Origin of the sequence: Microcoleus sp. N9_A2, assembly GCF_036701775.1 — a bacterium.
Taxonomy (GTDB): Bacteria; Cyanobacteriota; Cyanobacteriia; order Cyanobacteriales; family Microcoleaceae; genus Microcoleus.
The window spans coordinates 46,200-71,276 of record NZ_JAUBRH010000033.1 but is presented as its reverse complement, the minus strand read 5'-3'; the positions used below and the strand labels follow the sequence as shown (position 1 = coordinate 71,276).

The 25,077-nt window shown below is 47.2% G+C and carries 25 protein-coding genes and 1 pseudogene; 6 read left to right on the top strand and 20 right to left on the bottom strand.

The genetic code is table 11. The annotated features are described in order from the left end of the window. Nucleotides 1–279: 279 nt before the first annotated feature. The 14 genes from QUA44_RS18925 to QUA44_RS18865 all read right to left on the bottom strand — a co-directional run bounded on the left by QUA44_RS18925 (nucleotide 280) and on the right by QUA44_RS18865 (nucleotide 9,877). On the bottom strand, nucleotides 280–555 hold the full coding sequence (locus QUA44_RS18925; protein WP_333253143.1) for a type II toxin-antitoxin system VapC family toxin: 276 nt from the start codon (nucleotides 553–555) through the stop codon (nucleotides 280–282). A gap of 100 nt (nucleotides 556–655) precedes the next feature. Then, on the bottom strand, nucleotides 656–892 hold the full coding sequence (locus tag QUA44_RS18920; protein WP_333091846.1) for a type II toxin-antitoxin system Phd/YefM family antitoxin: 237 nt from the start codon (nucleotides 890–892) through the stop codon (nucleotides 656–658). 101 nt (nucleotides 893–993) lie between these two features. Continuing rightward, nucleotides 994–1,263, bottom strand: a complete 270-nt coding sequence (locus QUA44_RS30750) for a ParE family toxin-like protein (RefSeq protein WP_333253145.1) — start codon at nucleotides 1,261–1,263, stop codon at nucleotides 994–996. Next, complete coding sequence (locus tag QUA44_RS18915; RefSeq protein ID WP_333253147.1) at nucleotides 1,260–1,478, bottom strand: hypothetical protein; 219 nt, start codon at nucleotides 1,476–1,478, stop codon at nucleotides 1,260–1,262. The genes QUA44_RS30750 and QUA44_RS18915 overlap by 4 nt, the downstream gene beginning before the upstream one ends. Nucleotides 1,479–1,685: 207 nt before the next feature. Next, nucleotides 1,686–2,033: a type II toxin-antitoxin system RelE/ParE family toxin gene (locus QUA44_RS18910; protein ID WP_106146244.1), complete on the bottom strand. Its 348-nt coding sequence runs from the start codon at nucleotides 2,031–2,033 to the stop codon at nucleotides 1,686–1,688. Next, nucleotides 2,017–2,280 (bottom strand): hypothetical protein, encoded by a 264-nt coding sequence (locus QUA44_RS18905; RefSeq protein WP_106146246.1) that lies wholly within the window; start codon nucleotides 2,278–2,280, stop codon nucleotides 2,017–2,019. The genes QUA44_RS18910 and QUA44_RS18905 overlap by 17 nt, the downstream gene beginning before the upstream one ends. A gap of 102 nt (nucleotides 2,281–2,382) precedes the next feature. After that, the gene (locus QUA44_RS18900; protein WP_333253151.1) at nucleotides 2,383–2,592 is read right to left on the bottom strand and encodes a type II toxin-antitoxin system HicA family toxin; all 210 of its coding nucleotides are present in this window, start codon (nucleotides 2,590–2,592) and stop codon (nucleotides 2,383–2,385) included. Further along, a complete protein-coding gene (locus tag QUA44_RS18895; protein WP_106146251.1) occupies nucleotides 2,589–2,789 on the bottom strand; it encodes a type II toxin-antitoxin system HicB family antitoxin in 201 nt (66 codons plus the stop codon). The genes QUA44_RS18900 and QUA44_RS18895 overlap by 4 nt, the downstream gene beginning before the upstream one ends. A 52-nt stretch (nucleotides 2,790–2,841) precedes the next feature. Then, on the bottom strand, nucleotides 2,842–3,114 hold the full coding sequence (locus QUA44_RS18890) for a hypothetical protein (protein ID WP_333253153.1): 273 nt from the start codon (nucleotides 3,112–3,114) through the stop codon (nucleotides 2,842–2,844). A gap of 248 nt (nucleotides 3,115–3,362) precedes the next feature. After that, on the bottom strand, nucleotides 3,363–4,139 hold the full coding sequence (locus QUA44_RS18885) for a peptidase E (protein WP_333309850.1): 777 nt from the start codon (nucleotides 4,137–4,139) through the stop codon (nucleotides 3,363–3,365). An 89-nt stretch (nucleotides 4,140–4,228) separates the two neighbouring features. Further along, the gene (gene ndhD1, locus QUA44_RS18880) at nucleotides 4,229–5,815 is read right to left on the bottom strand and encodes a photosynthetic/respiratory NAD(P)H-quinone oxidoreductase subunit D1 (RefSeq protein ID WP_445243683.1); all 1,587 of its coding nucleotides are present in this window, start codon (nucleotides 5,813–5,815) and stop codon (nucleotides 4,229–4,231) included. Nucleotides 5,816–6,334: 519 nt separating this feature from the next. Beyond that, the gene (locus QUA44_RS18875) at nucleotides 6,335–8,380 is read right to left on the bottom strand and encodes an NAD(P)H-quinone oxidoreductase subunit 5 (protein ID WP_333253228.1); all 2,046 of its coding nucleotides are present in this window, start codon (nucleotides 8,378–8,380) and stop codon (nucleotides 6,335–6,337) included. A 361-nt stretch (nucleotides 8,381–8,741) separates the two neighbouring features. Next, nucleotides 8,742–9,119, bottom strand: a complete 378-nt coding sequence (locus QUA44_RS18870) for a thioredoxin family protein (RefSeq protein WP_006635621.1) — start codon at nucleotides 9,117–9,119, stop codon at nucleotides 8,742–8,744. Between the two features lie 44 nt (nucleotides 9,120–9,163). Beyond that, on the bottom strand, nucleotides 9,164–9,877 hold the full coding sequence (locus QUA44_RS18865; RefSeq protein ID WP_333253157.1) for an NnrU family protein: 714 nt from the start codon (nucleotides 9,875–9,877) through the stop codon (nucleotides 9,164–9,166). Between the two features lie 236 nt (nucleotides 9,878–10,113). Between QUA44_RS18865 and QUA44_RS18860 the strand changes: the two genes are divergently transcribed. The 3 genes from QUA44_RS18860 to QUA44_RS18850 all read left to right on the top strand — a co-directional run bounded on the left by QUA44_RS18860 (nucleotide 10,114) and on the right by QUA44_RS18850 (nucleotide 14,482). Beyond that, nucleotides 10,114–11,118 (top strand): LysR family transcriptional regulator, encoded by a 1,005-nt coding sequence (locus QUA44_RS18860; protein ID WP_333253159.1) that lies wholly within the window; start codon nucleotides 10,114–10,116, stop codon nucleotides 11,116–11,118. Between the two features lie 146 nt (nucleotides 11,119–11,264). Further along, the gene (locus QUA44_RS18855; RefSeq protein WP_333253162.1) at nucleotides 11,265–12,725 is read left to right on the top strand and encodes a serine/threonine-protein kinase; all 1,461 of its coding nucleotides are present in this window, start codon (nucleotides 11,265–11,267) and stop codon (nucleotides 12,723–12,725) included. 83 nt (nucleotides 12,726–12,808) lie between these two features. Then, nucleotides 12,809–14,482: an asparagine synthase-related protein gene (locus QUA44_RS18850; protein ID WP_333253164.1), complete on the top strand. Its 1,674-nt coding sequence runs from the start codon at nucleotides 12,809–12,811 to the stop codon at nucleotides 14,480–14,482. 538 nt (nucleotides 14,483–15,020) lie between these two features. On the opposite strand, the gene QUA44_RS18845 is transcribed toward QUA44_RS18850, so the two are convergent. After that, nucleotides 15,021–16,037, bottom strand: a complete 1,017-nt coding sequence (locus QUA44_RS18845; RefSeq protein WP_333253230.1) for a zinc-dependent alcohol dehydrogenase family protein — start codon at nucleotides 16,035–16,037, stop codon at nucleotides 15,021–15,023. A 277-nt stretch (nucleotides 16,038–16,314) separates the two neighbouring features. Between QUA44_RS18845 and QUA44_RS18840 the strand changes: the two genes are divergently transcribed. Beyond that, nucleotides 16,315–19,716: an EAL domain-containing protein gene (locus tag QUA44_RS18840; protein WP_333253166.1), complete on the top strand. Its 3,402-nt coding sequence runs from the start codon at nucleotides 16,315–16,317 to the stop codon at nucleotides 19,714–19,716. Nucleotides 19,717–19,801: 85 nt separating this feature from the next. On the opposite strand, the pseudogene QUA44_RS18835 reads toward QUA44_RS18840, so the two are convergent. The 5 genes and pseudogenes from QUA44_RS18835 to QUA44_RS18815 form a co-directional block, all read right to left on the bottom strand. Continuing rightward, nucleotides 19,802–20,167 (bottom strand): annotated as a pseudogene (locus QUA44_RS18835) (four helix bundle protein). Nucleotides 20,168–20,278: 111 nt separating this feature from the next. Beyond that, a complete protein-coding gene (gene ilvN, locus QUA44_RS18830; RefSeq protein ID WP_333253232.1) occupies nucleotides 20,279–20,797 on the bottom strand; it encodes an acetolactate synthase small subunit in 519 nt (172 codons plus the stop codon). 408 nt (nucleotides 20,798–21,205) lie between these two features. Next, nucleotides 21,206–22,018, bottom strand: a complete 813-nt coding sequence (locus QUA44_RS18825) for a carbon-nitrogen hydrolase family protein (protein WP_333253168.1) — start codon at nucleotides 22,016–22,018, stop codon at nucleotides 21,206–21,208. Nucleotides 22,019–22,304: 286 nt separating this feature from the next. Continuing rightward, nucleotides 22,305–22,433 (bottom strand): photosystem I reaction center subunit IX, encoded by a 129-nt coding sequence (gene psaJ, locus QUA44_RS18820; RefSeq protein WP_333037175.1) that lies wholly within the window; start codon nucleotides 22,431–22,433, stop codon nucleotides 22,305–22,307. A gap of 119 nt (nucleotides 22,434–22,552) precedes the next feature. Then, entirely contained in the window at nucleotides 22,553–23,041 is a 489-nt protein-coding gene (locus QUA44_RS18815; RefSeq protein ID WP_333253170.1) for a Photosystem I reaction center subunit III, read from the bottom strand. A 331-nt stretch (nucleotides 23,042–23,372) separates the two neighbouring features. Between QUA44_RS18815 and tsaD the strand changes: the two genes are divergently transcribed. Together tsaD and QUA44_RS18805 are read left to right on the top strand one after the other, a co-directional pair. Beyond that, on the top strand, nucleotides 23,373–24,446 hold the full coding sequence (gene tsaD, locus QUA44_RS18810; RefSeq protein ID WP_333253173.1) for a tRNA (adenosine(37)-N6)-threonylcarbamoyltransferase complex transferase subunit TsaD: 1,074 nt from the start codon (nucleotides 23,373–23,375) through the stop codon (nucleotides 24,444–24,446). A gap of 109 nt (nucleotides 24,447–24,555) precedes the next feature. Beyond that, the gene (locus tag QUA44_RS18805; protein WP_333253175.1) at nucleotides 24,556–25,044 is read left to right on the top strand and encodes an N-acetyltransferase family protein; all 489 of its coding nucleotides are present in this window, start codon (nucleotides 24,556–24,558) and stop codon (nucleotides 25,042–25,044) included. The last annotated feature ends 33 nt before the right edge of the window (nucleotides 25,045–25,077 follow it).

Below are 25,077 nucleotides of genomic sequence, written 5' to 3'. Positions count from 1 at the left end.
CTTGAGGTGTGATTTTTTAACATTTTACCTGTTTCTAAACTAAGTATAAATACTTACTTCCTTAATGGGATGCTCCCTAAAAATGTCTCCATCCAACTTGATGCAGAACACCCACCAATAAACTTAATGCTAGAAACTCAGAGAGCGATCCTCTTCGAGGGCTTCGCTAACGCAATACCGAATTGAAGGGCGATCGACCTACTGGTAATTTTCAAGTATTGGGTATTGCTATCGCGAATGGCGCCATGAAGTTGTGCGATGGCAAATAAGCGTGAACTACTACATAACGCTGATCGAGTAGGCACGAATTGCCCCATCTACTGTCGCAATAGTCATACCATTCTGTAAAGCTTGACAGATAAGCATTCTGTCAAATGGATCGCGATGTAATGGTGGCAGTTTAGCCAGTTGAGCTACACTACTTTCATCAAGAGCAAGACTGACAAGTTGATGAAGATCGCGCTGTTTGGGTAAATATGTTTCGGGATGCTCCGGCAGAGGTAACTTACCCAACTGGTACTTGACAATTGCTTCCCAGACTGAAACTGCACTCAAATATACCTCATTATCTGGATCGCGAATTGCATCTCGAACATCTGTTGATAACTGTCACCACTGATGAACCATAAAAAGATGTGCGTATCTAGCAGAATCTTCATTTACCTTCAAATGCACTGAGGATATCTTCCGGCAAAGGAGCGTCGAAATCATCTGGAACGGTAAACTCGCCTGCACACAAACCGAATGGTCGTAATTGCTTGCTGCTAGAAATAGGTCTGAGTTCGGCGATCGGCTTATCTGCAAGCAGGATAACAAAAGTTGCACCTGCTTCCACTTGACGCAGATACTTTGAAGGATCGCGCTGAATTTCGTCAACTGTCACGTTCAACATACAAAGGCCTCAGTATAAAGCTCAAAAGCAGTTTCATGGTCTTTCTCAACAACCGCAGTGAACGTTCTCATAAAGTTAAACTAAAGTAGATGAAATAACCATTATAACTGAGATAGCAACCTGTCGTACTCTGCGTGTGAACCAACCCAAAACCAAATCACAGTATCTCCATCCAACTGACCAACGGCTCGATAGTTGTTGCTGATTCGAGCAGAGTAAATTGGTAACTCTGGATGCACTTTTTTGAAACGCAGACTTGGATAACTTGGGTTTTCCTGGAACTGGCGATATGCCTCGCGTGTCTGATCTTGAACTTGTTTTGGCAGATTAGCAAAAGATTTACGAAATTCGGCTGTAGTACGCGACTTCACAATGTTTCTGGATCGAGTTCTTGGGTTTTACCTGCGCGATACTCAGCCATTGCATTCGCTGCAAGTTTGGCAAGAGCATCGGGAGAACTCGCAAATGCTCGCTCCCATCTTAGATCGTCTTGAAGTTCTTCCAAAATCATTGAGGCGATCGCATCTTGCTCACTTGCAGGCAAGGTTTTCAACTTAGCGATCACGCGCTCCAGTAACTCAGTCATGGCTAGCACACTCTTAGAATCAAAATGGCATCTTATCTATTATCGCTTCTTTCTGGCAAGTTGAGTGAATCACAAATTGCGAAAGTGCGATCGTCCTTGCCAAAAATAGCAATCTTCGCAGAACAATAACGCTAGAAACTAAAAGGGCGATCGACAAATCTGGTAATTTTGAAGTATTGGGTTTTGCGATCGAGGCACGATCTGTTCCTAAAAATTCTCAACTCCACCTTCTAGTTCATCCAAGTCATCTGCGGTTAAGGGCGATCGAGCACTATGGCGGACGTACAACACATAAACCGTAGTATCTCGAATCGCAAACAAGACTCGGTAAATGTTTTTAGATTTACCATAAAGCAACTGTCGAACTTCTTCAGGAAAAATCTCGCTTTCAATTGCTAGACTACAGCGCCGAGGTTTTTCTTGGAGTGTTGCGATTTCATTCATCAAGCCTCGAAACCAGCGATCGGCAAAATCGGGATTTCGCTCCCGATACCAGCGGTAGGTTTGCTCAATCTCAGAAGATGCAATCGACGTAATTTCAACCTGAAATGTCATATTTCTGCTGCATTTCTAGGACAAAATTTTCGATGGGACGAGTCTGTCCGGCGTTAAGTTCCTCGAAGCCTTGCTGAATACCTGCAATTGTTTCCAATTGATCGATCAATTGGCGCAGTTTAATTGGATCGATTTTGTTTGGATCGAGAAAGGTGACGAGAACTTGAGAGCGATCGCTAACATCTTGCGGTAGCGAGGCTAGCTGAATCTGCCCATTCTGATAAATGCCTGCGATGGTTTTTAGCATGAGTTGCAGTTTGTTTAGTATTCGCTTCTATTCTAGCAAGTATAGAAACAATAACAATTAAGGGTAAAGACTAAAAGGGCGATCGTATTGAATGGAAGGCTGTTATTGCAAATCTTCCTCCGTAATCCCAGCATCCTTGAGAAGACTTCTTAAGGTTCCAGTAGGTAAGTCTCTATTGCTATGTACAGGAATAGAGAGAATAACTGCAACCTCCTCTTTTGCGTAGATATGATGGCTACCAGTGATTCTTTTTAGCTCCCAACCATATCGCTCAACAATTTTACAGAGTGCTTTGCCAGAAACAGATTTCATAGAGATAACTCAATTAACTGTTTATCGGGTGCAAGTTCATTTTGTTGGCTGGCGACTTCCAGCCAACCCTGAACAGCATCTTCAAGCATCTCTAACAACTGTTCATAACTCTCTCCCCATGTGTGACAACCTGGAAGTGCTGGAACTGAGCCACACCATACGCCATCTTCTTGCCAGATAATCGCTTTAATCTTCATGAGCAATCTCTAATAGCTATATATCCGATCAATATGAATATGATACCAGAAATCACTTGTTGACACGCTCCATTACACCACCAAACGAGGCAGCCACATTGTAACCAATACGAATGCCAAAAAGTCGAGCATACAGATGCTTTGCCCTCAGACTATGTGCGGCTTTTAGCCCAGTTTTATCAACTTCATAGTCACCTGTTTCAATGTCAATGATGACCATCTTGCCAATATTCTCTTCTATTTCAATTTTTTGGCGGATGGTGCTCTCATACAAATGTTTCGCACGACGCGCGACTTCTTCACGACTCAAAAGGATTGTTTGCATACATTTGCCCTTTTTTGTAACTTTTGATCCTATTATGGATAGGATAGCTCACTTACTCAGCTAGATCGCCCTTTCTGAAGATCGCACTCTCCGCAGAAAACGCTAGAAACTAAAAGGACGATCGACCAAATCCCAAAATCTCACCCTTAGAATCTGTATATATGGGTTTCGAGTCAACCAATTCAATTTTAGATCTCAAGGACCGACCAACTATGCCAGTCTGCTCCAACACAATTGTTGTGCCACTGTCATCCAAGATATCTTGCCATCAACTCCTGTTCAACAACTTGACCATTCTCTAAACTGACTCGGTAAGCTTTCGCTGTTGCTCTGGAGGAAACAACTTCGATAACTTCTTGCCCCTCGAAAAGTATCGCTACTCCATCATCAATTCCTATTCCAGAAGGAATTTCGCCACTTTTTAGGAGTTGATGCAAATCTGGTCTTCGATTGAGTTCACTATCATAGTGTGGTGTACAACTCCCACTGAGAAACCCTAAGCCTCGAAGTGGACTGAGCTTATTAATCCAAGTTGAGTCACTTCCGCCATAGTCAAACCAGCACAATGCTCCAGCACTCATTCCTCCCAGCAAGATGCCTGAATGCCATACCTTTTTCAAAATCGCCTGTAGATTCCACTCCTGCCATACAGCAAGCATAGCGCGAGTGTTGCCACCACCGACATAAATTGCATCCTGATTCAACAGATATTGCTCAATTTCATTAAGTGGAATTGACCGTGTTCCTGGCTTCCGAAAAAAGGCAAGGTGTGAGGGTTCGCATCGGTATTTAGCAAACGTTGAGTAGAAGCATGATAAAAATGCTTCCGAATCGCCGGTTGCAGTTGGAATGAAACAAACTTTTGGGTTGGATTTCTCTGTTTTTTGCAGAAAGTATTGATCTAGCAGAGGATTATCTTGCTCCATCAGAAATCCTCCACCCCCAATTGCAACAATTCTTTGAACCATATCAGTAATAGGTGAGTTTACTTTTTTGACCACAAGCTTTTCTATGCAAATAAGCATCCTAGAAGCTCGCTCGAAAAAAAAATAGAAAACCCCCAAACCGGTTTAAAAATGTGATTGGGGGGTTTTATTCCTAAATCCAGTTTAAATCACAACTTGCTCGGCTCGATCGCCGGAGCACGCAGAGACAAAGTTTTATCCGCAGCAGCCTTAGCCACAAGCGACGGCACAGAATCGCGCAACTTTGCAGTCAACTGTACAGTAGTCGCATCGTAAACCTGAGTCAGAATTTTCGGATACAAACCAATGCCAATAATCGGCACTAACAGAGCCGCAATAATAAACACTTCTCGCGGTTCCGCATCCACCAATTCCTCGTGCTCCGACAATTCCTTATTCTCAGGCCCGTAGAAAATCTCGCGCAGCATCGACAGCAGGTAAATCGGAGTCAAAATCACCCCGACAGCAGCTAGAAATACCACGCAAACCTTAAAGACTGGATTGTAAGCATCGCTGGTTGCAAAACCTACAAACACCATCAATTCTGCTACAAAACCGCTCATTCCCGGCAAAGCCAAAGAAGCCATAGAACAAGCAGTCCACATGGCAAAAACCTTACGCATTTTCTGCCCGACACCGCCCATTTCATCGAGCATGAGCGTGTGAGTGCGATCGTAAGTGCAACCCACCATAAAGAACAAACTCGCCCCGATTAAACCGTGGGAAACCATTTGCAGCATTGCACCGCTAGTTCCCAAATCCGTAAACGAAGCTATCCCAATCAGCACAAACCCCATGTGCGAAATCGAAGAATAAGCAATTTTCCGCTTCAGATTGCGCTGAGCAAAAGAAGTTAAGGCCGCGTAAACAATGTTAACCACACCCAAAATTACCAAGATGGGTGCGAAGGTAGCGTGAGCATCGGGGAGCATTCCCGCATTCATCCGCAGTAAAGCATAGCCGCCCATTTTTAGCAGAATTCCTGCTAGCAACATATGGGCGGGTGCGGTTGCTTCGCCGTGAGCGTCAGGGAGCCAAGTGTGCAGCGGAAAAATCGGCAGTTTGACGCCGTAAGCTATTAAGAAACCTGTATACAGGAGCAATTCTACAGTGGGGGCATAATCTTTAGCTGCGATCGCCCGCATATCGAAAGTCACCGTATCGCCGTAAAACGCCATCGTCAGCGCGCCCAGCAAAATAAATAGCGAACCGCCTGCGGTGTAAAGGATAAACTTAGTTGCTGCGTAGAGGCGCTTCTTGCCGCCCCAGATTGACAAAATCAGGTAAATCGGGACTAATTCCAGTTCCCAAACTAGGAAAAACAGCAACATATCCTGCACGGCAAAAACTGCGATTTGGCCGCCGTACATTGTCAGCATCAAAAAGTAAAATAGCTTCGGTTTAAATGTGACCGGCCAAGCAGCTAAAGTAGCCAGAGTAGTAATAAAACCAGTCAGCAAAATCAGCGGCATCGATAAACCGTCAGCACCCACCGACCAATTCAAATCGAGTTGCTGCACCCAAGTATAGCTTTCTACCAGTTGCAAATCTGGATTGCTGAAGTCGTACTGAGTGTAAAAAGCGTAAACAAGTAGGGCAAAATCGATTAAACCCACAATTAGGGCATACCACCGCACCGTCTTGCCATCCTTATCGGGAATTAAAGGAATCAGCAAGGACGCAGCAATGGGAAACAGAATTGTTGTTGTTAACCAGGGAAAGTTAGCTGTATCCATTGCGTTTTAAAATAAGCCGTCAGTTATTAGGTTTAAACACATTTTGGCTATTTTAGCCTAAATTTTATACTTTCTTTAGACGGAACATTTTTTTTTGCTCTTATTTGGACAATTTATGCGATCGCAACAGTTAAGTTTAATCAAAGATTTATTTCTATTTGCTAATTGTCAATTGTGAGTTCTTGAGCTAATACCCGTTCTTAAAATATCTTCTGGTGGGAAATGGCATTGCCCATTGGTGTCAACTTAAGCCGACGATCTGCAATTGGGCGAGTCCGCCAGGGGTTGAAACCCCTGGCTAATAGCGAAAGTCCTCTGAATAGGACTAATAGATATCTCCAAAAAAGCCAGCCTTGAACAGGCAAGATGCCTGTTCCACAATAAGAGGTTTAAGGACTTCTTCAGTCCTCTTAAGAGGACTTTAGCTTTGAGACAGGGAATTCATTCCCTGTCGGACTGTCGGACTATCGGTTTTACCTGTGGGTTGACACTAATAGACAATGCCATTTCCCTACAGATTTAACTGACTCCCGAAACGATCGCAAAACCCAGAACTGCGACAAACACAATCAGGGCATAAAATTGAGCGCGACCGTTCTCAATGTATTTCAATCCTTCGCCGCTAACCAGGGCGAGAAAACCTGTCAAATTAACCACACCATCGACGACTCGCAAATCCACTTCCATGACTTGCCGCGCTAAACGGCGGCTGCCTTTGACAAAGAGAAATTCGTTGATATCGTCGAGATACCACTTGTTGAGGGAGAACTCGTAAAGCGGTTTGATTTTTTGGGCGATCGCACTTGCGTCAATTTTCCGGCTCAAATACATCAGAGAAGCCAAAGTAATGCCCAGCAAAGCAATACCTACAGAGCTTCCCCCCATAATCAAAAATTCCGTCAAATTGAACTCAGCAGCGTGTTCCAAAACTTCTTCGAGAGACTCGCCTGGAGCGCGAACAAACTGCTCGAAATAATTAGCAAACGGCGTACCGAGAAAACCGATAAACACAGAAGGTACTGCCAGCAACACTAGCGGCAGAGCCATTGTCAGAGGAGATTCGTGAGGCAAATGGTCGTGCTCATCGTGACTGTCGCCAGTTGATGCCAATTCCTTAACGTTCATCGCTCCGGGGCCAAAAACGAGACCGGGTTGCAGAAGTTGTTGTTTGATGGCGCTGTCATTGCCCCGGAATTCGCCCTCAAAGGTGCTGAAATACATCCGGAACATATAAAACGCGGTCATCCCGGCCGTCAACCAGCTAACAGCCCACAGAGCGGGATTTGCTGCGAAGGCGCTGGCGAGGATTTCGTCTTTTGACCAAAAACCAGCAAACGGCGGAATTCCGCAGATTGCTAAATTGCCGATCAAAAAGCAAGAAGCGGTAATCGGCATATATTTCCGCAAACCGCCCATGACTCGCATATCTTGAGCCAGAGCCGGGTTGTGGCCGACGACATCTTCCATACCGTGAATGACTGAACCCGAGCACAGGAACAGCATTGCTTTGAAGTAAGCGTGTGTCATCAAGTGGAAAAGTCCGGCACTGTAAGCGCCGACGCCCATTGCCATCACCATGTAGCCGAGTTGGGAGATGGTGGAGTAGGCTAAGCCTTTTTTGATGTCATTTTGGGTAATCGCGATCGAAGCACCCATAAATGCCGTAAAACATCCAGTACAGGCAATCAAATTCATGACGGCCGGCAGTCCTTCAAACACCGGGTACATCCGAGCGATCAGGAATACGCCGGCGGCTACCATTGTCGCGGCGTGGATTAAGGCCGAAATCGGTGTCGGGCCTTCCATTGCGTCTGGGAGCCAGACGTGGAGGGGGAATTGAGCAGATTTGGCTGCTGGCCCCAAAAATATGAGGACGCCGAAGATTGTCGCCAGAGTCGCGCTAAGGGCCCCGGATTCGACTAAGGAGTGCAGGCGTTCGCCCATCACCTCAAATTCAAAGCTGCCGGTGGCCCAGTAAATGCCGAGGATGCCCAGCAGTAGGCCGAAGTCGCCGACGCGGTTGGTGACGAAGGCTTTTTGGCAAGCGTCTGCTGCGGGTTTGCGATCGTACCAAAATCCGACTAGCAGGTACGAACACATACCTACGAGTTCCCAAAAAATGTAAATCTGAACGATGTTCGGGCTGATTACCAGACCCAACATTGACGCGCTGAAGATGCTCAGGTAGGCGTAAAAGCGCACGTACCCGTCATCGTGAGCCATGTAGCCGTCGGTGTAAATCATCACCAAAAAGGCGACCGTAGTGACGATCGCCAGCATTACCGCCGTCAGGGGGTCGATAATATAGCCCATATTCAGCGAGAAGTCGCCAGCAGAAGCCCACTGAATAGTGCGGGTGTAGGGTGCGTGGCCCTGTAGTTGACTCCACAGCAATGCGAAGGAGAGTACCATTGACCCTCCGAGCGCGGAGACGATTAATATCGCATTCGCTTGTCGGAGTTTGTTGGTTGCCTGGTTAAAGGTGATTAAGCCTAGACCTACTAGCATTGCGCCTGCCAGTGGCAGGACTGGAATCAGCCAAGCGTATTGATAAAGCAGTTCCATGACTGATAGGTAGTTTAAAGTTTCTACTAGATATTGCCAAAACTGTAAACAATTGTGACACACGCCTGCGCGACTGGGCCAAAATACTTGATCCAATTCTTTAAGTATTGCTATAGCCGAGTGCGATCGCGAGCGAGACGATCGCACTACTTTTTTCATCACGAGTGAGACGATCGCACTTGCACGCCGAAAATTATTCCGGTGCAAACGGAAACTCTACGACAAATCTCACAGTCCTGTACCTTCAAGACGGCGAGATTTATTTTTGTGTGGGATGGTTGATGGACAAATGGGGAATGCCTTCTGCTTCCGACATAAAAGCCGAAGGCCTTCTAAACAAAAGCCGAATGCCTTGGAACCCTTACCTGTTGGCGACTTCCTGAAGTTGCAGCCGTTGAGATGGGGAAGCTACGTGAGCCGCGAGCATCCAGGAATCCAGAGTCCGCCGCAGTTCCTCGCGTCCTTGGTAGTCTTCCAATCTAAATCGAACTTTATCGCCCTCAAACAAAATCAGCGTGGGCAGACTTGTCAGCCGATAAGTGTGGGCTAACTTGAAACATTGATCAGCATTCACCCCTACGAGCTTGACTTTTTCTGCCCACTGTGCTTCAAAAGTCTTAAGCGTGGGGTCGATCGCGCGGCACAAACCGCACCAAGGAGCCGAAAAGTGAACTAAAACGGGGGTAGAGGCTTGAAACACCTCTTGTGCAAAAGTGCGTTCGCTAACCGACAACACCATGAGCCCTCAAAATTTAATAATTTTTTTCTATCCTAGGGATCATGCTACCAGTATATGTTCCTAGTGACACGCATCAAAAAAGGATGAATTTCCCAAAGCAAACCAGTAAAAATGACTACACCTACGTAGGAAGGGCGGAGGAACTCAAGCAAATCAAGGGTTTGACGCTTTTGTAGGATTGCCAAAAATGGAATTATTGAGGTTCGAGATTTGATGATTTCAAAGGATTGTCCAAAGCGAGCCTGAAGTCGCCTGTCGCCGTGCCACACTCCAAACAGGTGGTGAAGTACCAAACCGATGGAAGTGACGAGGGTAAAGCTAGTGCCAATCCACAGGGTGTGGGCCACGCACCAAATCACCTGTCCCACCATTTGCGGGTGACGGGTGATGCGAATGATGCCCGTTTCGTAGAGGTGAACTTGGGGCTTTTGGACGGCGGCAATTTCTAGGAGGTTGAAAGTTGCTGGGTACAGAAACAGAAAGGAAATTGCCGAAAGTATCCAAACGGCGGGTTTAACTCCGGGTACTCCCTGTACTTGCCAAAGTTGTACGCCGTCGTAGCGGTGGTTGAAAAAGTAGACAACCAGAATGACGGCTAGCGGCAAACTGACAAGGGCAAACAAAACGCGGTAAAGTCTCGGCCCGATCAGCTTTTCACCTTTGGGCCGGAGGGCTGCTAAACCGCTGTGGGCGATCGCAAAAACCAGTAACAGGCCCAGAATAACTAAGTGGGAGTCGAGCGCCAAGTCGATCGTCATTGCAAATATTAAGAAAAGTTATTGATTCTCGGCCAATTTGTGTCACAAAGTATCTATGGGAGCATTCAGCGGTTATCAGTCAGTTAACTGTTCACTGTTCGCTGTTGACTGTTGACTGTTCGCTGTTCGCTGTTGACTGTTCGCTGTTGACTGTTCGCTGTTTGCTGTTCGCTGCCTACAGTCAACCGTCAACCGTCAACTGACAACTGACAACTGACAACTGACAATTTAGATATATGTCTGACCTTCCTTTCACTTTAGACCAGTTACGCATTCTCAAGGCGATCGCCTCTGAAGGAAGCTTCAAACGCGCCGCGGACAGCCTCTATGTATCCCAGCCAGCAGTTAGCTTGCAGGTGCAAAACTTAGAGAGACAGTTGGACGTGCCGCTGTTTGACCGGGGGGGGCGGCGGGCGCAACTGACCGAAGCCGGACACCTGCTGCTGAGTTACGGCGAGAAAATTTTATCGCTTTGCCAGGAAACTTGTCGAGCTCTGGAAGACTTGCAAAATCTCCAAGGCGGTACTTTGATCGTCGGCGCTTCTCAAACAACAGGAACCTATTTGCTGCCCCGGATGATCGGAATGTTTCGGCAGAAGTACCCGGATGTAGCAGTACAGCTTCACGTTCACTCGACTCGCCGCACGGCGTGGAGTGTGGCCAACGGGCAAATCGATTTGGCAATTGTTGGCGGAGAAATTCCTACCGAACTTGTAGAAGCTTTAGAAATTGTTCCTTACGCTGAGGACGAACTGGCTCTGATTCTCCCTCCATCTCACCCGATGGTACAACAAGAAAGTATCCAAAAAGAAGACCTTTACAAATTGCAGTTTATATCCCTCGATTCGCAGTCTACTATCCGCAAAGTAATCGATCAGGTACTGACTCGCTGCGGCATTGACACGCGCCGCTTGAAAATCGAGATGGAACTAAATTCGATCGAAGCTATTAAAAATGCCGTTCAGTCAGGGCTGGGTGCTGCTTTTGTGTCGGTTTCGGCGATCGAAAAAGAGCTGCTTATGGGCGTTTTGCACAAATCTCAAATGGATGAAGTTTTGGTAACTCGCATTTTGTCCCTGATTTGCAACCCCAACCGCTACCGTTCTAAAGCTGCAGAGGCTTTCAGCAATGAAATTTTGCCCCAGTTTGCTACTTATTCGACCATCCCGGAGAAGAAAGAACCTCCGGCCCTCGATTTGGGATTTATAGAAATAGGAACTCCCAACTCGGCGGGAAGTTAATCTCTTAGGTCGCTGGCAGTTAGCAGTTCGCGGTTAGTTGAAAAATCGAAATCTGGTTTAACCATCACTTTTTCTTCCTTCTTCCCTTTTCCTTCTTCCCTTTTCCTTCTTCCCTCTTCCTTCTTCCCTCTTCTTAGCAAACAAAAATGGAAGTTTACTGCACCCGACCGGGCTGCCCGCGCCCTCAAAACTATTTTCCCGACCTCGATGACAGTTCGCTGCTGAAAACCGTGCAGCAAAAGTTTTGCACGACTTGCGGGATGCCCCTGATTTTGAGCGGTCGCTATTTGCCCGTGAGGTTGTTGGGTCAAGGCGGTTTTGGGGCGGCGTTTTTAGCCAGAGACCGCTATACTCCGGCGATGCGGCAGTGCGTTGCTAAACTTTTGCAGCCGTCGGTAAATCTAACTCCGCCCCAGCTAAAAATCGCTCAAACTCTGTTTGAACGAGAAGCGGCGGTGCTGGAAGAACTGGGAAACGAACATTCCCAAATTCCGAGTTTGTTGGCGTTTTTTGAGCTGACTGTTCCGAGTTTGCAGCCGGGAAAAAACGATCAGTTTTTCTATCTGGTTCAAGAATTTATTGACGGTGAAAATTTGGAGGATGAACTAGCTGTTAAAGGCAAGTTTTCCGAGACCCAGACGGTGGAGGTGCTGCGGGAAATTTTGAAGGTTCTCGATTTTGTGCACTCTCGCGGTTCGATTCACCGGGATATTAAACCTGCTAATATTATGCGGGGGAAAAACGGTCGGCTTTATTTATTAGATTTTGGGGCTGTTAAACAAGTAACACAAAGTGTTGGGAGTGCAAAAGCTTCGACTGGTATTTATTCTTTGGGTTATGCTCCGCCAGAACAGATGAGCGGGCAAGAAGTTTATCCGGCAACGGATTTTTATGCTTTGGCTGTGACTTGCATTACTTTGCTGAGCGGTTTGCAGCCGACGGAGTTGTTTGATAGTTATAGAAATGAGTGGAATTGGCAGTCGCGGGTGCAGGTAAGTTCGCGTTTGACTCAGGTTCTCGATCGAATGTTGTTGCCGGCTCCCAGCCAGCGCTATCAATCTGCTGCGGAGGTGGAAGCGGCTCTGAAATACAATTCTCAACAGCCTATGGTGGTCGTGCAGCCGCCTGCTGTGCTGACTCCGCCCCCCCTACCTCCTGTGCAGCTACCACCTCCTTTGCCGCCTCCTGTGCCTGTTCCTGTGACTCCTCGGGGAAATCTGCAACCTTCGCAGAGAGGGGCTTTTTCGATTTGGGAGGTTTTGGGAGGGGCTGCGTTTACGGGTTTTGAGGGGGGGTTGCTGGCGATCGCCCTGACGAGTTTGCTGCCGTCTCCAGGCTTGAGTATCGGATTGTTGGGGATGATTGTGGCGGGTCTGATTTACGGCCAGTACCGCAGGGCGATCGAACAAACTGAAATGTTGATTATTGGCGCAGGTACTCTGGCTTTGCTGTGGTTTTTCCCGGCTTTGCAGACGGCGGCACTTGCGATTTATCCAAATTCTCCGATCACTGGTGTGTTGTTTGTGGGATGGTTGGGTGCTTTGGGTGCGATCGCGGGAACAGCTATTTTTCGCCTGATTTATAAGCTCCTTTCAAACGTTTTTTAATGTAATAGTCATCTCCAGAAAAGCCTGTTTTGAACAGGCAAGATGCCTGTTCCACAATAATTATGGGAGATGTCTAATTTAAAATGCAGACTCAGAAGTCTATCTACCCGAATTGGGTGATTGCTTGGGGCCCAGAAGCCCGATCGCACGCTGCAACTTGGGAAACCCCCGGTTTTGCCATAATCGGAACTGAACCCACCTTCAGCCCCAATCAGCGATTTGTGCTGGTAGGTGACTGCTGCTTCGATCGCACTCCAATGCTCAAACAACAGATTGATACCGATGGATTGACCGATTTGGCGATCGTCGCGCGGCTGTGGGAGCAGTACGGTACTAAAACACTGAGCTTGCTGTCAGGACAATTTGCCCTTGCCGTGTGGGATAGAGACGAGCAAACCTTGTGTCTGGGGCGCGATCGCGTGGGAGCCAAAACGCTCTATTACACCCGTACAGGAACGACTCGCTGGATCGCGCCTCGACTGCGATCGCTCAATCCGTATCACGATCGAGAACTTGATTTAGTTGCTTTGCGCGACTATTTGTGCTGTGCGTTTGTACCCGGAGCACAAACGCTGTGGGAAGCCGTGCGAGAGTTGCGACCCGGTAGCTACCTGTACTTACCGGATATTGAGGCGCAGAGATACTGGCAGCCACAGGAGCAAATTACTAACGCCGATCGCCCTTTGGAATGGCATAGTCAACAAGTGCGATCGCTTTTGGAACAACTGGTGCAGGAAGCGCTACCAGCGGGAGAACCAGTCGCAGCATATCTTTCGGGCGGGATTGACTCAAGTTGCGTCGCGGCGATCGCGGCGAGGCTGCACGATCGCCCGGTACACACTTTTTCGATGCACTTTGGCGCTCAATATCCCAGCGAGATTGAATTTGCCAACATCGTCGCAGCACATTGTGGCACTGATCACCACGTTTTGGAAGTTTCGCCGCAGCAAATTTGGGAGTTGCTGCCGGAAACGCTGGCGGCGATGGATGATCCGGTGGGGGAAGGCTTGACGGTTCCCAATTTGCTGTTGGGGCGATCGGCAAAGCAATTCGCAGACGTGGTAATGAATGGCGAAGGCGGCGATCCGTGCTTTGGCGGGCCGAAAAATAAGCCGATGTTACTCAACAGTTTGTATGGTTCGATTCAGGGTAAACCAGATCCGATCGCAGCTTACTTGACTTCGTTTCAAAAATGCTATGTGGATTTGCCACGTTTGCTGAAGCCGGAGGTTTGGGAAAAGGTGAAGAATGCGCCTTCCGTCTTTGCTGAGGAATTGCAACAGACAGAAACGACTTTTTTGAATCGGCTGATGCGGCTCAACATTGAGTTTAAAGGAGCCGATTACATTTTGACCAAGGTGAATAATCTCACGGCTGCGGCGGGACTAAAAGCTCGATCGCCCCTATTCGATCAGCGGATGGTGGCGCTGAGTTTGCAAATTCCGCCAGAGTACAAGCTTTCGGGCGCGCAGGAAAAAGCGGTTCTCAAGGCTGCTGTGGCGGATTTGCTACCCGATGTCATTGTCAATCGTCCGAAAAGCGGGATGGTAATGTCAATGCAGCAGTGGTTTTTGAGGGATTGGCAGCGGCAAGCGCGATCGTTGCTGCTGAATCGTCATGCGGCGATCGCGCCTTACCTCGATCAAACACTAATCCGCGAGTGGCTAAACTATCGTGGGGAAGTTTTTCCCCGCTATGGGCTGAAGCTTTGGCTGCTGGTGACGCTGGAAATTTGGTTACAAGTGAATCGCCGTTAGTTATCCAAAATTAGGACACGGCGCCGTGGCTTTCGTCGTGTCAACTTCAGCAGTAGACGCCCAAATTTCTCGATCGACAGTGGCATTTTTCCTATGCGGTTTTCGCTCTTGTTTATAGAACCGATTTGACATCTTTTAGGCTGCCAGCTTTTTAATCATCAGCCTAATAATATGAATTATGGTTGTATGGGAATGATTAAACCGCAGAGGGCGCAGAGGATACAGAGAAACGGAAGAGACAGATGAATCATTCCGATGCCAACGGATTTGATATACAGTGTATTTCATAAACCTGGAATACGCTGTATATAGCAATCCTAAATCATTTGTCAATTTCTTACTCCCTCCCCTTGGTAAGGGGAGGGTTGGGGTGGGGTAAAAATTTTACGACTCCTGCAAGGATTGCTATAACTCTCCTGCGATGATTATGGGATGTTTGGTTTCACCCTTTTTAAATTCGCCCATAGTCTCTTGAAATTGCCAGCAATTATCCAATCGCCAGCGATTCTTCAACCCGCAATTTTAACCATCCGCATTTTTAACCCCCAATTTCAATCACTATTTTACCGGTTACTGATCCTGTTTCTAACAGTTCGTGAGCGGCTTGCGCTTCTTCGAGAGGGAAAGTTTTGCTGACGTGAATTTTTAGTAAGTTGCGATCGCACAAACGAGCACACTTCTGCAAAATATGAGCCTGCTGTTCCTGTTCATCCACCAAACCTTCCAGCATCGGTGTTAACATTAATTCCAGACTAATTCTCAGATTCCGCATTCTCGCTGTTTTCAAATTGCCCAAAGCTGGATCGGGTTCCAAAATTGTTACCAAATCTCCATAAATCTTCACAGCCGGAATAGTTTGGTAAAAAGTTTCTCCCCCGACTGTATCGAAAGCCAAATCAACTCCTTGTCCTTGAGTCCAAGTCAAAACCTCATCGACAACATTGGTATTTTTGTATAAAATAACTGAATCTGCACCTAGGTGCTTGACAAAATTGGCTTTTTCCTCACAACTAACAGTCGTGCAAACCTCTGCCCCCTGTAATTTCGCCAACTGTACCGCGACGTGGCCGACACCGCCGGCACCAGCTTGAATCAGCACCTTCTTTGATAACACCTGGCCGGCTTGCAAGCGCCCTCGATCGTACAGCGATTCCCAAGCTGTAATTAAAACTAACGGTGCCGCCGCCGCCTCAGTAAAACTTAAAGCAGCAGGCTTGATGGCGAGAAAGCGTTGGTCTACAACCGCAAACTCAGCATAAGTACCGATCGACCCACCCAAACCGCCATTGCAGAAAAAAACCTCGTCTCCCACTTTGAAACTTTGCACACCATCACCGACAGCCTCTACGACTCCAGCACCGTCGCACCCCAAAACATGAGGAGTTTTTTCGGGGTAAAAAGTGCCGCGCGATCGCAACTTAGTATCTATCGGATTGATACCCGCCGCTCGCAACCGCACCAAAACTTCAGTTTCTGTTTGTATAGTAGGGGCTGGGATATCTTGCAGTTTCAATACGGACGGGCTTCCGGGCGTTTCAAAAACGATCGCTTTCATCAGGGTTATTAACTCTCTTGTCGCCTTCACTGTGATCCTACCTTGTATTCGTTACCCATCCGTGACGATACTTAGTTATTTTTAAATAGATTGGCTTCAGATAACTACAATAATTGTCGAGCGGTGCTAATCGATGTTCGAGCTAGATTTATTTTTTTACTTTGAGATTCTTGTATATCTTCTGGGATTATCGGCGACTTTAGCCTTGGTGTCCGCGATTTATCTCAAGTGGCACCGAAGGCCTTCCAGTCTACCGCTAGCCCAAGAGCAACGGCCGTTGGCAGAATTAAAGCCCGACGATTTATCTGCGGGATTGAAAAAACGGAAAAACTTTTTGATTTTTCCCAACTCAAATCAGTGGCTGGCAACTGACAGCTTCTTGGGTAAAGTTTTAGGTATGGGCCGGGCTGTATTCTTGGCCAAGCAAGAGCGCCTAAGTGTGAATTCTTCCCCTCTTTTGGGGCCTGGAACTAGCAAAACCCTAAATCTGAGCATTTCGGGTTCGATGGGAGACAATCCCGATCGCCCGAATGCCGATAATTCTCCCAAAGTTAATGGTTTCGCGCAATTAGAGGAAGATTTGCTGGGCGAAATCCTAGCAGGTACTGATTCGCCGGGGGGGGCAGAATTCTTTGATGCCTTAGTTTGCCACTTAGCCTCAGCACTCGGAGTTCGCACCGCCGTCGCGGCCAAATCGATTAAGTCGAAGGCACGCACTGATGCTGCTGCCGATAGATTGCAAGTTATCAGTTTTTGGAGCGACGGACAGCAGCAGCCAAACTTTGAGTGCGACATCGCCAATACTCCCGAAGCGCGGGTGCTGGAGGAGGGAATGTATTCCTGTCCCGACAACCTCTGGGAAACCTTTCCAGAAGACCGCAGATCCGTAGTTACAGGTGCGCGCAGTTTCCTGGGAGTCTTGCTGAAAAACTCTTACGGCGAACCTTTAGGCATTATTTGTATTTTTCACGATCGACCCCTGGTCGAAGCACATCTTGCCAAATTCCGATTAATTCTCAGCATCTTTGCGGGACGGGCCGCCGCCGAATTAGAGCGGCAGCGCCTAGAAGCAGCACTGTCCACTGTAGAAGCGAAATACTGCGCGCTGGTAGAACAAATGCCCGCTGTCACCTACATTTCTCCCCTCAACCGCAAGGCGGCCAAACTTTACATCAGCCCGCAAATTGAGACTTTTCTAGGTTATTCTGTAGCTGAATGGAGAGCAGATCCCGACCTGTGGCTGAAACTCGTTCACCCAGAAGACCGTGACCGCGTGTTAGTTGAAAACGCTACACAGAAATTCAGCGATGGAGAAGATATCTTCTGCGAGGGCTCGCTGGTTTCAGAATACCGCGCGATCGCCCGCAACGGTCGAGTCGTCTGGTTCCGCGATCAAGCGACTGCAGTTCGCGATGAAGCAAGCAAGTCTGTCATCCTTCAAGGAGCAATGTTTGACATCACAGAGACGAAAGTAGCTGCCAGCGCGCTGCTAGAAAGCGAATACCGCTATTACACCTTGGCAAAAATACTGCCGGTCGGGATTTTCCGCGCCGACGCTACTGGAGATTGCTTGTACGTCAACCAGCGATTTTTGGAGATGGCGGGACTGACGGCGCCAAAGGCACTAGGCGAAGGTTGGGCGCAAAGTTTGCATCCGGAAGACCGCGATCGTGTTTTGAGCCAGTGGTATCGCGCTGTCACAGACAAGTTGCCCTGTAAGTTAGAGTATCGCTTTTGCAACGGTGACTTTACAACCTGGGTATTTTGGCAAGCAGTGCCAGAAATGACCAAAAGCGGGGAAGTTCTAGGCTATCTCGGCACGTTGACCGATATCACCGATCGCAAGCAGGCAGAATTCGCGCTGCAACAGGCGGAAGAGAAATACCGCAGTATCTTTGAAAATGCGATCGAAGGCATTTTCCAGGCAACGCCCGACGGACGCTACCTCAGCGCTAACCCTGCTTTGGCGAGAATTTACGGCTACGACTCTGCCGCCGAATTGATCGCAAATATCCAAGACATAGACCGCCAACTTTACCTCGATCCCAAGCGCCGCGTCGAGTTTTTGCGCGCGATCGAAAAACACGGTTTTGTGTCTGAGTTCGAGTCCCAAGTTTACCGCGCTGACGGCACTACTATCTGGGTTTCCGAGAACGGCCGGGCAGTTCGCAACCCTGACGGAAATTTACTTTACTACGAAGGCACTGTCGAAGATATTACCCTCCGCAAAATAGCAGAAGATAAGTTAGTACACGATGCTTTGCACGATATGCTAACCGGTTTGCCCAACCGATCTTTATTTATGGATCGCTTGGGGCACGCGATCGATCTTTCAAAACGCCGCCCCGAGATTTTGTTTGCGGTGCTGTTTATCGATCTGGATCGCTTTAAGGTTGTTAACGACAGTTTGGGGCATTTAGTTGGCGATCGGTTGCTGATCGCGATCGCGCAGCGTCTGGGAATCTGTTTGCGCGCTGGAGATACCGTTGCCCGTCTCGGCGGCGACGAATTCGCTATTTTGCTGGAAAATATCAAAAGCACCGAGGATGCGATCCAGATTGCCGAACGAGTGCAAGCGGAACTGGCAGAGCCTTTTTACCTTAACGAATATCAAGTTTTTACCAGTGCTAGCATTGGGATTGTTTGTTCTGGTTTACCTCAGTATCCAAGGGAAACCAGCAAACTGTCGAGCGCGGGAAATCTGGGAAATATCGATCGGGAAACTTCTTTGTCTTGTTTATGTTCCGACTCTCCTGTTCCCAATGTCCCGTTCCCCATGTTGTACGATCGACCGGAAGAACTGCTCCGAGATGCAGATGCTGCCATGTATCATGCTAAGGGATTGGGCAAAGCTCGCCACGAAGTTTTTGACTTAAGTATGCACACTCGCGCCGTCGCCCTTTTGCAACTGGAAAACGACCTGCGACGCGCTTTAGACTGCCAGGAATTTCAGCTTTACTATCAGCCCATTGTCTCTCTAATTACCGGTAAAATCAGCGGTTTTGAAGCGCTGCTGCGGTGGTATCACCCGCAGCGGGGTGTCGTATCTCCTGGCGAGTTTATTTTAGTAGCTGAAGAAACTAGATTGATTATACCTATGGGCTGGTGGATGATGCGATCGGCTTGTCATCAGATCCACGAGTGGCACCAAAAATTCCCAGCAAATCCGCCGTTGACTGTCAGCGTCAACCTTTCTAACCAGCAATTTAAACAACCCGATTTAATCGATCGCATTCGCGAAATTTTACAAGAAACTCAGCTTGACCCCCGCACTTTAAAGGTAGAAATTACTGAAGGCGTCATCATGGAAAATGCCGAATCAGCAGTCGCTATCCTCGCGGAATTGAAAAATTTAGAAATTCAATTATATATTGACGATTTCGGCACTGGCTATTCTTCTTTAAGCCGCCTGCACACTTTTCCAACTGATGCTTTAAAAATCGATCGAGCTTTTGTTAGCCGCATGACTGAAGATGAAGGCAACGAAGCGATTGTACAGACTATTTTAATTTTAGCCAGTCATTTAGGCATGGATGTAATTGCTGAAGGAATCGAAACCATCGAACAGCTTAATTTACTCAGGGCGCTGCAATGCGAATACGGACAAGGATACTTTTTCTCAAAGCCGATAGACAGCATCGCAGCCACACTTTTAATAGAAAGTCAACCTGAATGGTAATTTGACGGTTGACGGTTGACGGTTGACGGTTGACGGTTGACTGTTGACGGTTGACTGTTGACTGTTGACTGTTGACTATTGACTGTTAACCTTTGGCTTTTTGTTTGAGTGGATTAAGATAGGCATTCAGTTTTGGTGAAAGTTCATTTAATAAGGGATGCAGGCGATCGATCTGTTCTTGAGTTAAAAGATTTCGAGCGTAGGCAAGTCTTAACCAGTGTCTTGTTTCGTTTAATGAACCTCGGGCAATTTTAACAAAACGCTGATTATCTTGGCAGCTCTAGCGTCCATGTCCTTCGGCAATATTAGCACCAACACTATCAGCAGATCGCACTATTTGTTTGCCCATCGTATCCTTCGTAAACTCGTCCCATTTTTTAACAATAAACCATATTTCGTTTGATATTTTTTCAGCTAATTGATAAACTTGTAGCTGTTGAAAGCTTTCCATATTAGCTTGTTTAAATAATTAATAGCCAACAATTAATTCATGACCAATACCAGTCAACAGTCAACAGTCAACAGTCAACAGTCAACCGTCAACCGTCAACCGTCAACTAACTCAAACTTTCGCTTCCAAAGACTTGAGAAACTCAGTATTTACCCCCGACTCCCGCGTCAGGGCAATTTTCCCAGTACGAGCAATTTCCTTAATCCCAAATCTATTCAGAACCTGGACGATCGCCACCATTTTACCCGGATCACCCACAACTTCCAATGTCAGCGTATCATCACCAATATCCACAACTCGGGCTCTAAAAATTTGAGCTAACTCAATGATCTCCGATCGCGTCCCGGTAGCAGCATTAACTTTCAGCAACATCAACTCCCGTTCCACACAGGGAATTTCCGTTATATCCTGAACTTTAAGCACGTTAATCAACTTGTACAGTTGCTTGGTCAACTGCTCGATAATCTGGTCATCTCCGGGTACAACCATCGTAATCCGAGACACTCCCACTTGCTCCGCCGGGCCAACGGCGAGACTTTCAATATTAAAACCCCGACGGGCAAACAAACCAGCAATTCGAGTGAGGACACCCGCTTCATCTTCAACTAAAACCGAAAGAGTGTGTTTCATTTCTCCAAAAAGACGCATTTCGTGCAATTCTACTTTCGCCAATTCGCCTTTTAGCAGAAGTGCACGCCCATTGAACCTGCATTAGACATTTTATCGCGAGTTATTGGCCGTTCATCTCCCGCGAAAAAAACCTCTGGATAAATTTCGCTTTTACCGCAGTCTCGATCCCCTTAAATCCCCCTTCTTAAGGGGGACTTTGATAGCACCCCTGTCTCCACCTTGTTAAGGGGGGTTAGGGGGGATCGGCTTGATCTCAACCCTAAACCCGCCCCAACCAGGTTCTGGGCGCACCCGATCCAAGTTTTTTTGTGTACGAGCGTACACAATTACGCGGCCGAATAAAAACTCTCCAGGTCTTGTCGCTGAGGGGGACTGAAATTTTGAGACCCATTGGGTCTCAAACTTCCTTCACAGAAAAACCCGGTGTTGCAGCGACGGCATCTGGCGGCGGACTTGTTCTAGTCGATCGGGATTAATTTCTGCGATCGCCACACCCGGTTCCTCTCCAGCATCCGCCAAAACCGCGCCCCAAGGATCTATAATCATCGCGTGACCGTGTGTTTGACGGCGGCCGTAGTGGCGGCCAGTTTGTGCAGGGGCAATCATATAACAAGTATTCTCGATCGCCCTAGCTTGCAACAAAACCTTCCAGTGATCCTTGCCAGTGTAAGCAGTAAACGCCGCCGGCACGAACAAAATATCAGCCCCCTTGTACGACAAATGCCTGTACACTTCCGGGAACCGCACGTCATAGCACACCGAAAGTCCCAGCGTCCCCAACTCCGGTGACACATAAACCGACGGCAAATCTTCACCAGCTTTCACAGTGTTCGATTCCCTGTAAGTAATGCCGTCGGGAACATCCACATCGAACAAATGTACTTTTCTGTACCTTGCCACTTCAGTGCCGTTTGGGTCTACCAGCAAACAAGTATTGTATACCTTCCCCCCTGGAGTCGGCACTGGAAATCCGCCGCCCAGAATCGTTACCTGGAACCGTTGGGCCATCGTTTTGAGGAATTTTTCGCTTTGGAGTCCGATCGCCTCTGCAAGAGCCATCTTTTCCTCCTCTTCTCCCATAAACGAGAAATTTTCTGGTAAGGAAACTAACTCCGCACCCCGACGCACTGCCAGGTCGATTAATTCCTCTGCCTGAACCAAATTTTTTTGCAGGTCAGGCAAGCTAGTCATTTGAATTGCTGCGGCGAGATAAGACTTCATCGATTCACAATATTAGTCATTAGTCATTAGTCATTAGTCATTAGTCATTAGTCATTGGTAACTAATTTGATAACTAAATAGTTGATATCCTTGGATTTTACCCATTTATGCGCTGTCTGGCACGAACTGGTAGGGTTTGAGAGTTTTGATATTTGAGCTTTAAATTAACCTGTAACTCATAATTCAAAAATCAAAACTCTCAACTTTTACCTCCACCGTCAACAGTCAACCGTCAACCGTCAACCGTCAACCGTCATAGATTTTGCAACCTAATTTCCCTCAAATCTTAAGGCATCGGATGGAAAAGCAGGTCGGGGAAAAAGCGGTTAAATTCAATTAAAGCCGCAGCTTGAATAGATATCCAAAGGATAGCCAATACTGGTGCTGTCGAAAGAAACTTGACAAAGTATTGCATGAATTCTGCTCCTGAAAATTCGAGACAGTTGGTAATTGCCGATCGGTCTAGCGCGCTAATTGCTAATTGTCAGTTAATTACTTAACTGTTAGCTATTAGCTCTTCTCCATTTCCCAATTTTAGCGGGGGGAAACAGTAATTTCGTCGTCCTTCGCAAACATTTCACCACTGGTGATTTCTTTGAGAGCTGCCAGAGGCCACAAAAAGCCGGTCAGCATACACGAGATTGCCACAGGAACGTTGATAATAATCTCTTGTTCCTCTGGACTTGCTGATTTTTTGGCAATTTGCAGATAAGCGCGGCCGACCCAGCCAATCCAACCTGCGATATACAAGAACAGTATGCTAGGAATCAAAAAGTCCCCTGCTTTGCTCAAGTTGCCATCTACGATTAAGTGCGGGTATCCTTCCGGGCCACACATAGCTTGAGAATAGCGCTCGAATCTTGCTTTCGCAGATGCGGGATCGCCATTCGTAGAACGTGCATTTTTAGCCAGTTCCTTAAATTCGGGAGAGTCTTTGCACGGCACTAAATTGTAAGCCGAAGCAACTGGAGTAAAACTGATCCAGACACTCAACACTAAAATTGCAGCAAACAATCGTCGCATGGAATTGTTTCCTTTTGTTACAAAACAATAAGTTTTTGTACAAGCATTTCAACTTGCCGATCGGTCATCCAGATGATCGTGTTTGTTGACAGTGTAAAGTATCCATCATTGATGCGGCAAAGCCCAATAGAATGAGGGATTCCCGTTTTCATAGGTCAATGCTGAGCTAGCAATACCGCGAGGATATTCCTTCCTTGCATCAGATGATGACCTTACCTGTCGATCGGGCAATAAATCCCTTAACAATAACCTGAGTACAGGTAGAGCGCGGGACTTGCGCCGAATTAGTTAAGCTAGCAATAACTAACCTATCAAATAAAATTACCAGTTAATGGCAACCATTTTCGCAATCGAAACAAGTTGTGACGAAACAGCAGCAGCAATTGTTAAGAATCGTCAAGTTTGCAGCAATGTTGTAGCATCACAAATTAAAATCCACGAGCAGTATGGCGGGGTAGTACCGGAAGTGGCTTCGCGGAGTCACCTAGAAATGCTCAATCAGGTAATTGCCCAGTGTCTCGGTGAAGCAAACCTGAGTTGGTCAGAAATTGACGGCATTGCAGCGACTTGTGCCCCCGGTTTAGTAGGTGCATTGTTAGTCGGGCTGACAGCGGCGAAAAGCTTGGCAATAGTCCATCAAAAACCTTTTTTAGGCGTCCACCACCTCGAAGGGCACATCTACGCTTCTTACCTTACCGAACCCGACTTGCAGCCACCGTTTTTGTGTTTGTTAGTTTCCGGGGGACACACTAGCTTTATTTATGTCAAAGATTGCGGCGTTTACGAAACTGTAGGACACACACGCGACGATGCCGCCGGCGAAGCTTTTGATAAAGTCGCGAGACTGTTGCAGCTAGGATATCCCGGCGGGCCGATGATTGACAAATTGGCCGCCCTTGGCAATCCCCAAGCATACCCCCTACCAGAAGGCAGAATTTCCTTGCCTGGTGGCGGCTACCATCCTTACGACAGTAGTTTTAGCGGCTTGAAAACCGCAGTTTTGCAATTAGTACAGAAACTCAAGAAACAAAATAACAATGTGGATGCCGAAGGCATCTTACCTGCCTCTACAATTAATGATATTGCGGCTAGCTTTCAGGAAACAGTAGCCAAGGGTTTAACAAAAAGAGCGATCGACTGCGCCGTAAATTTCGGGCTTACCACTATTGTAGTCGGTGGCGGAGTGGCAGCAAACAGTGGACTCCGAAAACATTTACAAGCAGCAGCAGCAAAACACAACTTGCGAGTATTGTTTCCGCCATTAAAATATTGTACAGACAACGCAGCAATGATCGGCTGTGCGGCGGCAGAACACTTGCAGCGAGGACACACATCGCCACTGACTTTGGGAGCAAATTCAAGAATGGCTGTCAGCGATATTATGGAACTGTACAAGAGTCATTAGTTATTAGTCATTAGTTAACAGTCAACCGTCAACCGTCAACTGTCAACTGTCAACCGTCAACTGTCAACTGTCAACTGTCAACTGTCAACTGTCAACCGTCAACCAAACGATGAAAATTCGCGACGCAGAAGAAAGCGATTTGCCAGCAATTGTCCAAATATATAACGCAGCAATACCGGGCAGAATGGCCACAGCAGATTTAAAACCAGTCTCAGTCGAAAGTCGCCTCCCGTGGTACAGAGAACACTCGCCCAATTCCTGGCCGATTTTGGTAATTGAATCAGAACAAAATATTGTTGGCTGGCTGAGTTTTCAGCTTTTCTACGGACGCGCTGCCTATCAGCATACAGCAGAAGTTAGCATCTATATCGCACCCGATCGCCAACGCTGCGGAATCGGACAAAATTTATTGCAATCGGCAATTGTGCGGAGTCCAGAATTGAAGCTTAAAACTCTCATAGGAATAATTTTTGCTCACAATCAGCCGAGTGTAAGATTGTTTGAGAAATTTGGCTTTCAGCGGTGGGGATATCTGCCGCAAGTTGCCGAACTTGACGGCGTTGAAAGAGATGTCGTAATTCTCGGTTTGCGTTGTTAGCTGTAGGGAAACGGCAATGCTTTTTATCGTGTT

Coding starts and splice junctions, on each gene's coding strand:
- QUA44_RS18855 (WP_333253162.1), top strand. CDS start 11,265: ATGGAAGTTTACTGCACCCGACCGGGCTGCCCGCGCCCTCAAAACTAT.
- QUA44_RS18900 (WP_333253151.1), bottom strand. CDS start 2,592: ATGAAATCTGTTTCTGGCAAAGCACTCTGTAAAATTGTTGAGCGATAT.
- QUA44_RS18870 (WP_006635621.1), bottom strand. CDS start 9,119: ATGGTGTTGTCGGTTAGCGAACGCACTTTTGCACAAGAGGTGTTTCAA.
- QUA44_RS18905 (WP_106146246.1), bottom strand. CDS start 2,280: ATGCTAAAAACCATCGCAGGCATTTATCAGAATGGGCAGATTCAGCTA.
- QUA44_RS18860 (WP_333253159.1), top strand. CDS start 10,114: ATGTCTGACCTTCCTTTCACTTTAGACCAGTTACGCATTCTCAAGGCG.
- QUA44_RS18910 (WP_106146244.1), bottom strand. CDS start 2,033: ATGACATTTCAGGTTGAAATTACGTCGATTGCATCTTCTGAGATTGAG.
- ndhD1 (WP_445243683.1), bottom strand. CDS start 5,815: ATGGATACAGCTAACTTTCCCTGGTTAACAACAACAATTCTGTTTCCC.
- QUA44_RS18915 (WP_333253147.1), bottom strand. CDS start 1,478: ATGACTGAGTTACTGGAGCGCGTGATCGCTAAGTTGAAAACCTTGCCT.
- QUA44_RS18890 (WP_333253153.1), bottom strand. CDS start 3,114: ATGCAAACAATCCTTTTGAGTCGTGAAGAAGTCGCGCGTCGTGCGAAA.
- ilvN (WP_333253232.1), bottom strand. CDS start 20,797: ATGAAACACACTCTTTCGGTTTTAGTTGAAGATGAAGCGGGTGTCCTC.
- tsaD (WP_333253173.1), top strand. CDS start 23,373: ATGGCAACCATTTTCGCAATCGAAACAAGTTGTGACGAAACAGCAGCA.
- QUA44_RS18895 (WP_106146251.1), bottom strand. CDS start 2,789: ATGAAGATTAAAGCGATTATCTGGCAAGAAGATGGCGTATGGTGTGGC.
- QUA44_RS18850 (WP_333253164.1), top strand. CDS start 12,809: ATGCAGACTCAGAAGTCTATCTACCCGAATTGGGTGATTGCTTGGGGC.
- QUA44_RS18845 (WP_333253230.1), bottom strand. CDS start 16,037: ATGAAAGCGATCGTTTTTGAAACGCCCGGAAGCCCGTCCGTATTGAAA.
- QUA44_RS18865 (WP_333253157.1), bottom strand. CDS start 9,877: ATGACGATCGACTTGGCGCTCGACTCCCACTTAGTTATTCTGGGCCTG.
- psaJ (WP_333037175.1), bottom strand. CDS start 22,433: ATGCAATACTTTGTCAAGTTTCTTTCGACAGCACCAGTATTGGCTATC.
- QUA44_RS18815 (WP_333253170.1), bottom strand. CDS start 23,041: ATGCGACGATTGTTTGCTGCAATTTTAGTGTTGAGTGTCTGGATCAGT.
- QUA44_RS18825 (WP_333253168.1), bottom strand. CDS start 22,018: ATGAAGTCTTATCTCGCCGCAGCAATTCAAATGACTAGCTTGCCTGAC.
- QUA44_RS18875 (WP_333253228.1), bottom strand. CDS start 8,380: ATGGAACTGCTTTATCAATACGCTTGGCTGATTCCAGTCCTGCCACTG.
- QUA44_RS18805 (WP_333253175.1), top strand. CDS start 24,556: ATGAAAATTCGCGACGCAGAAGAAAGCGATTTGCCAGCAATTGTCCAA.
- QUA44_RS18920 (WP_333091846.1), bottom strand. CDS start 892: ATGTTGAACGTGACAGTTGACGAAATTCAGCGCGATCCTTCAAAGTAT.
- QUA44_RS18885 (WP_333309850.1), bottom strand. CDS start 4,139: ATGCTTATTTGCATAGAAAAGCTTGTGGTCAAAAAAGTAAACTCACCT.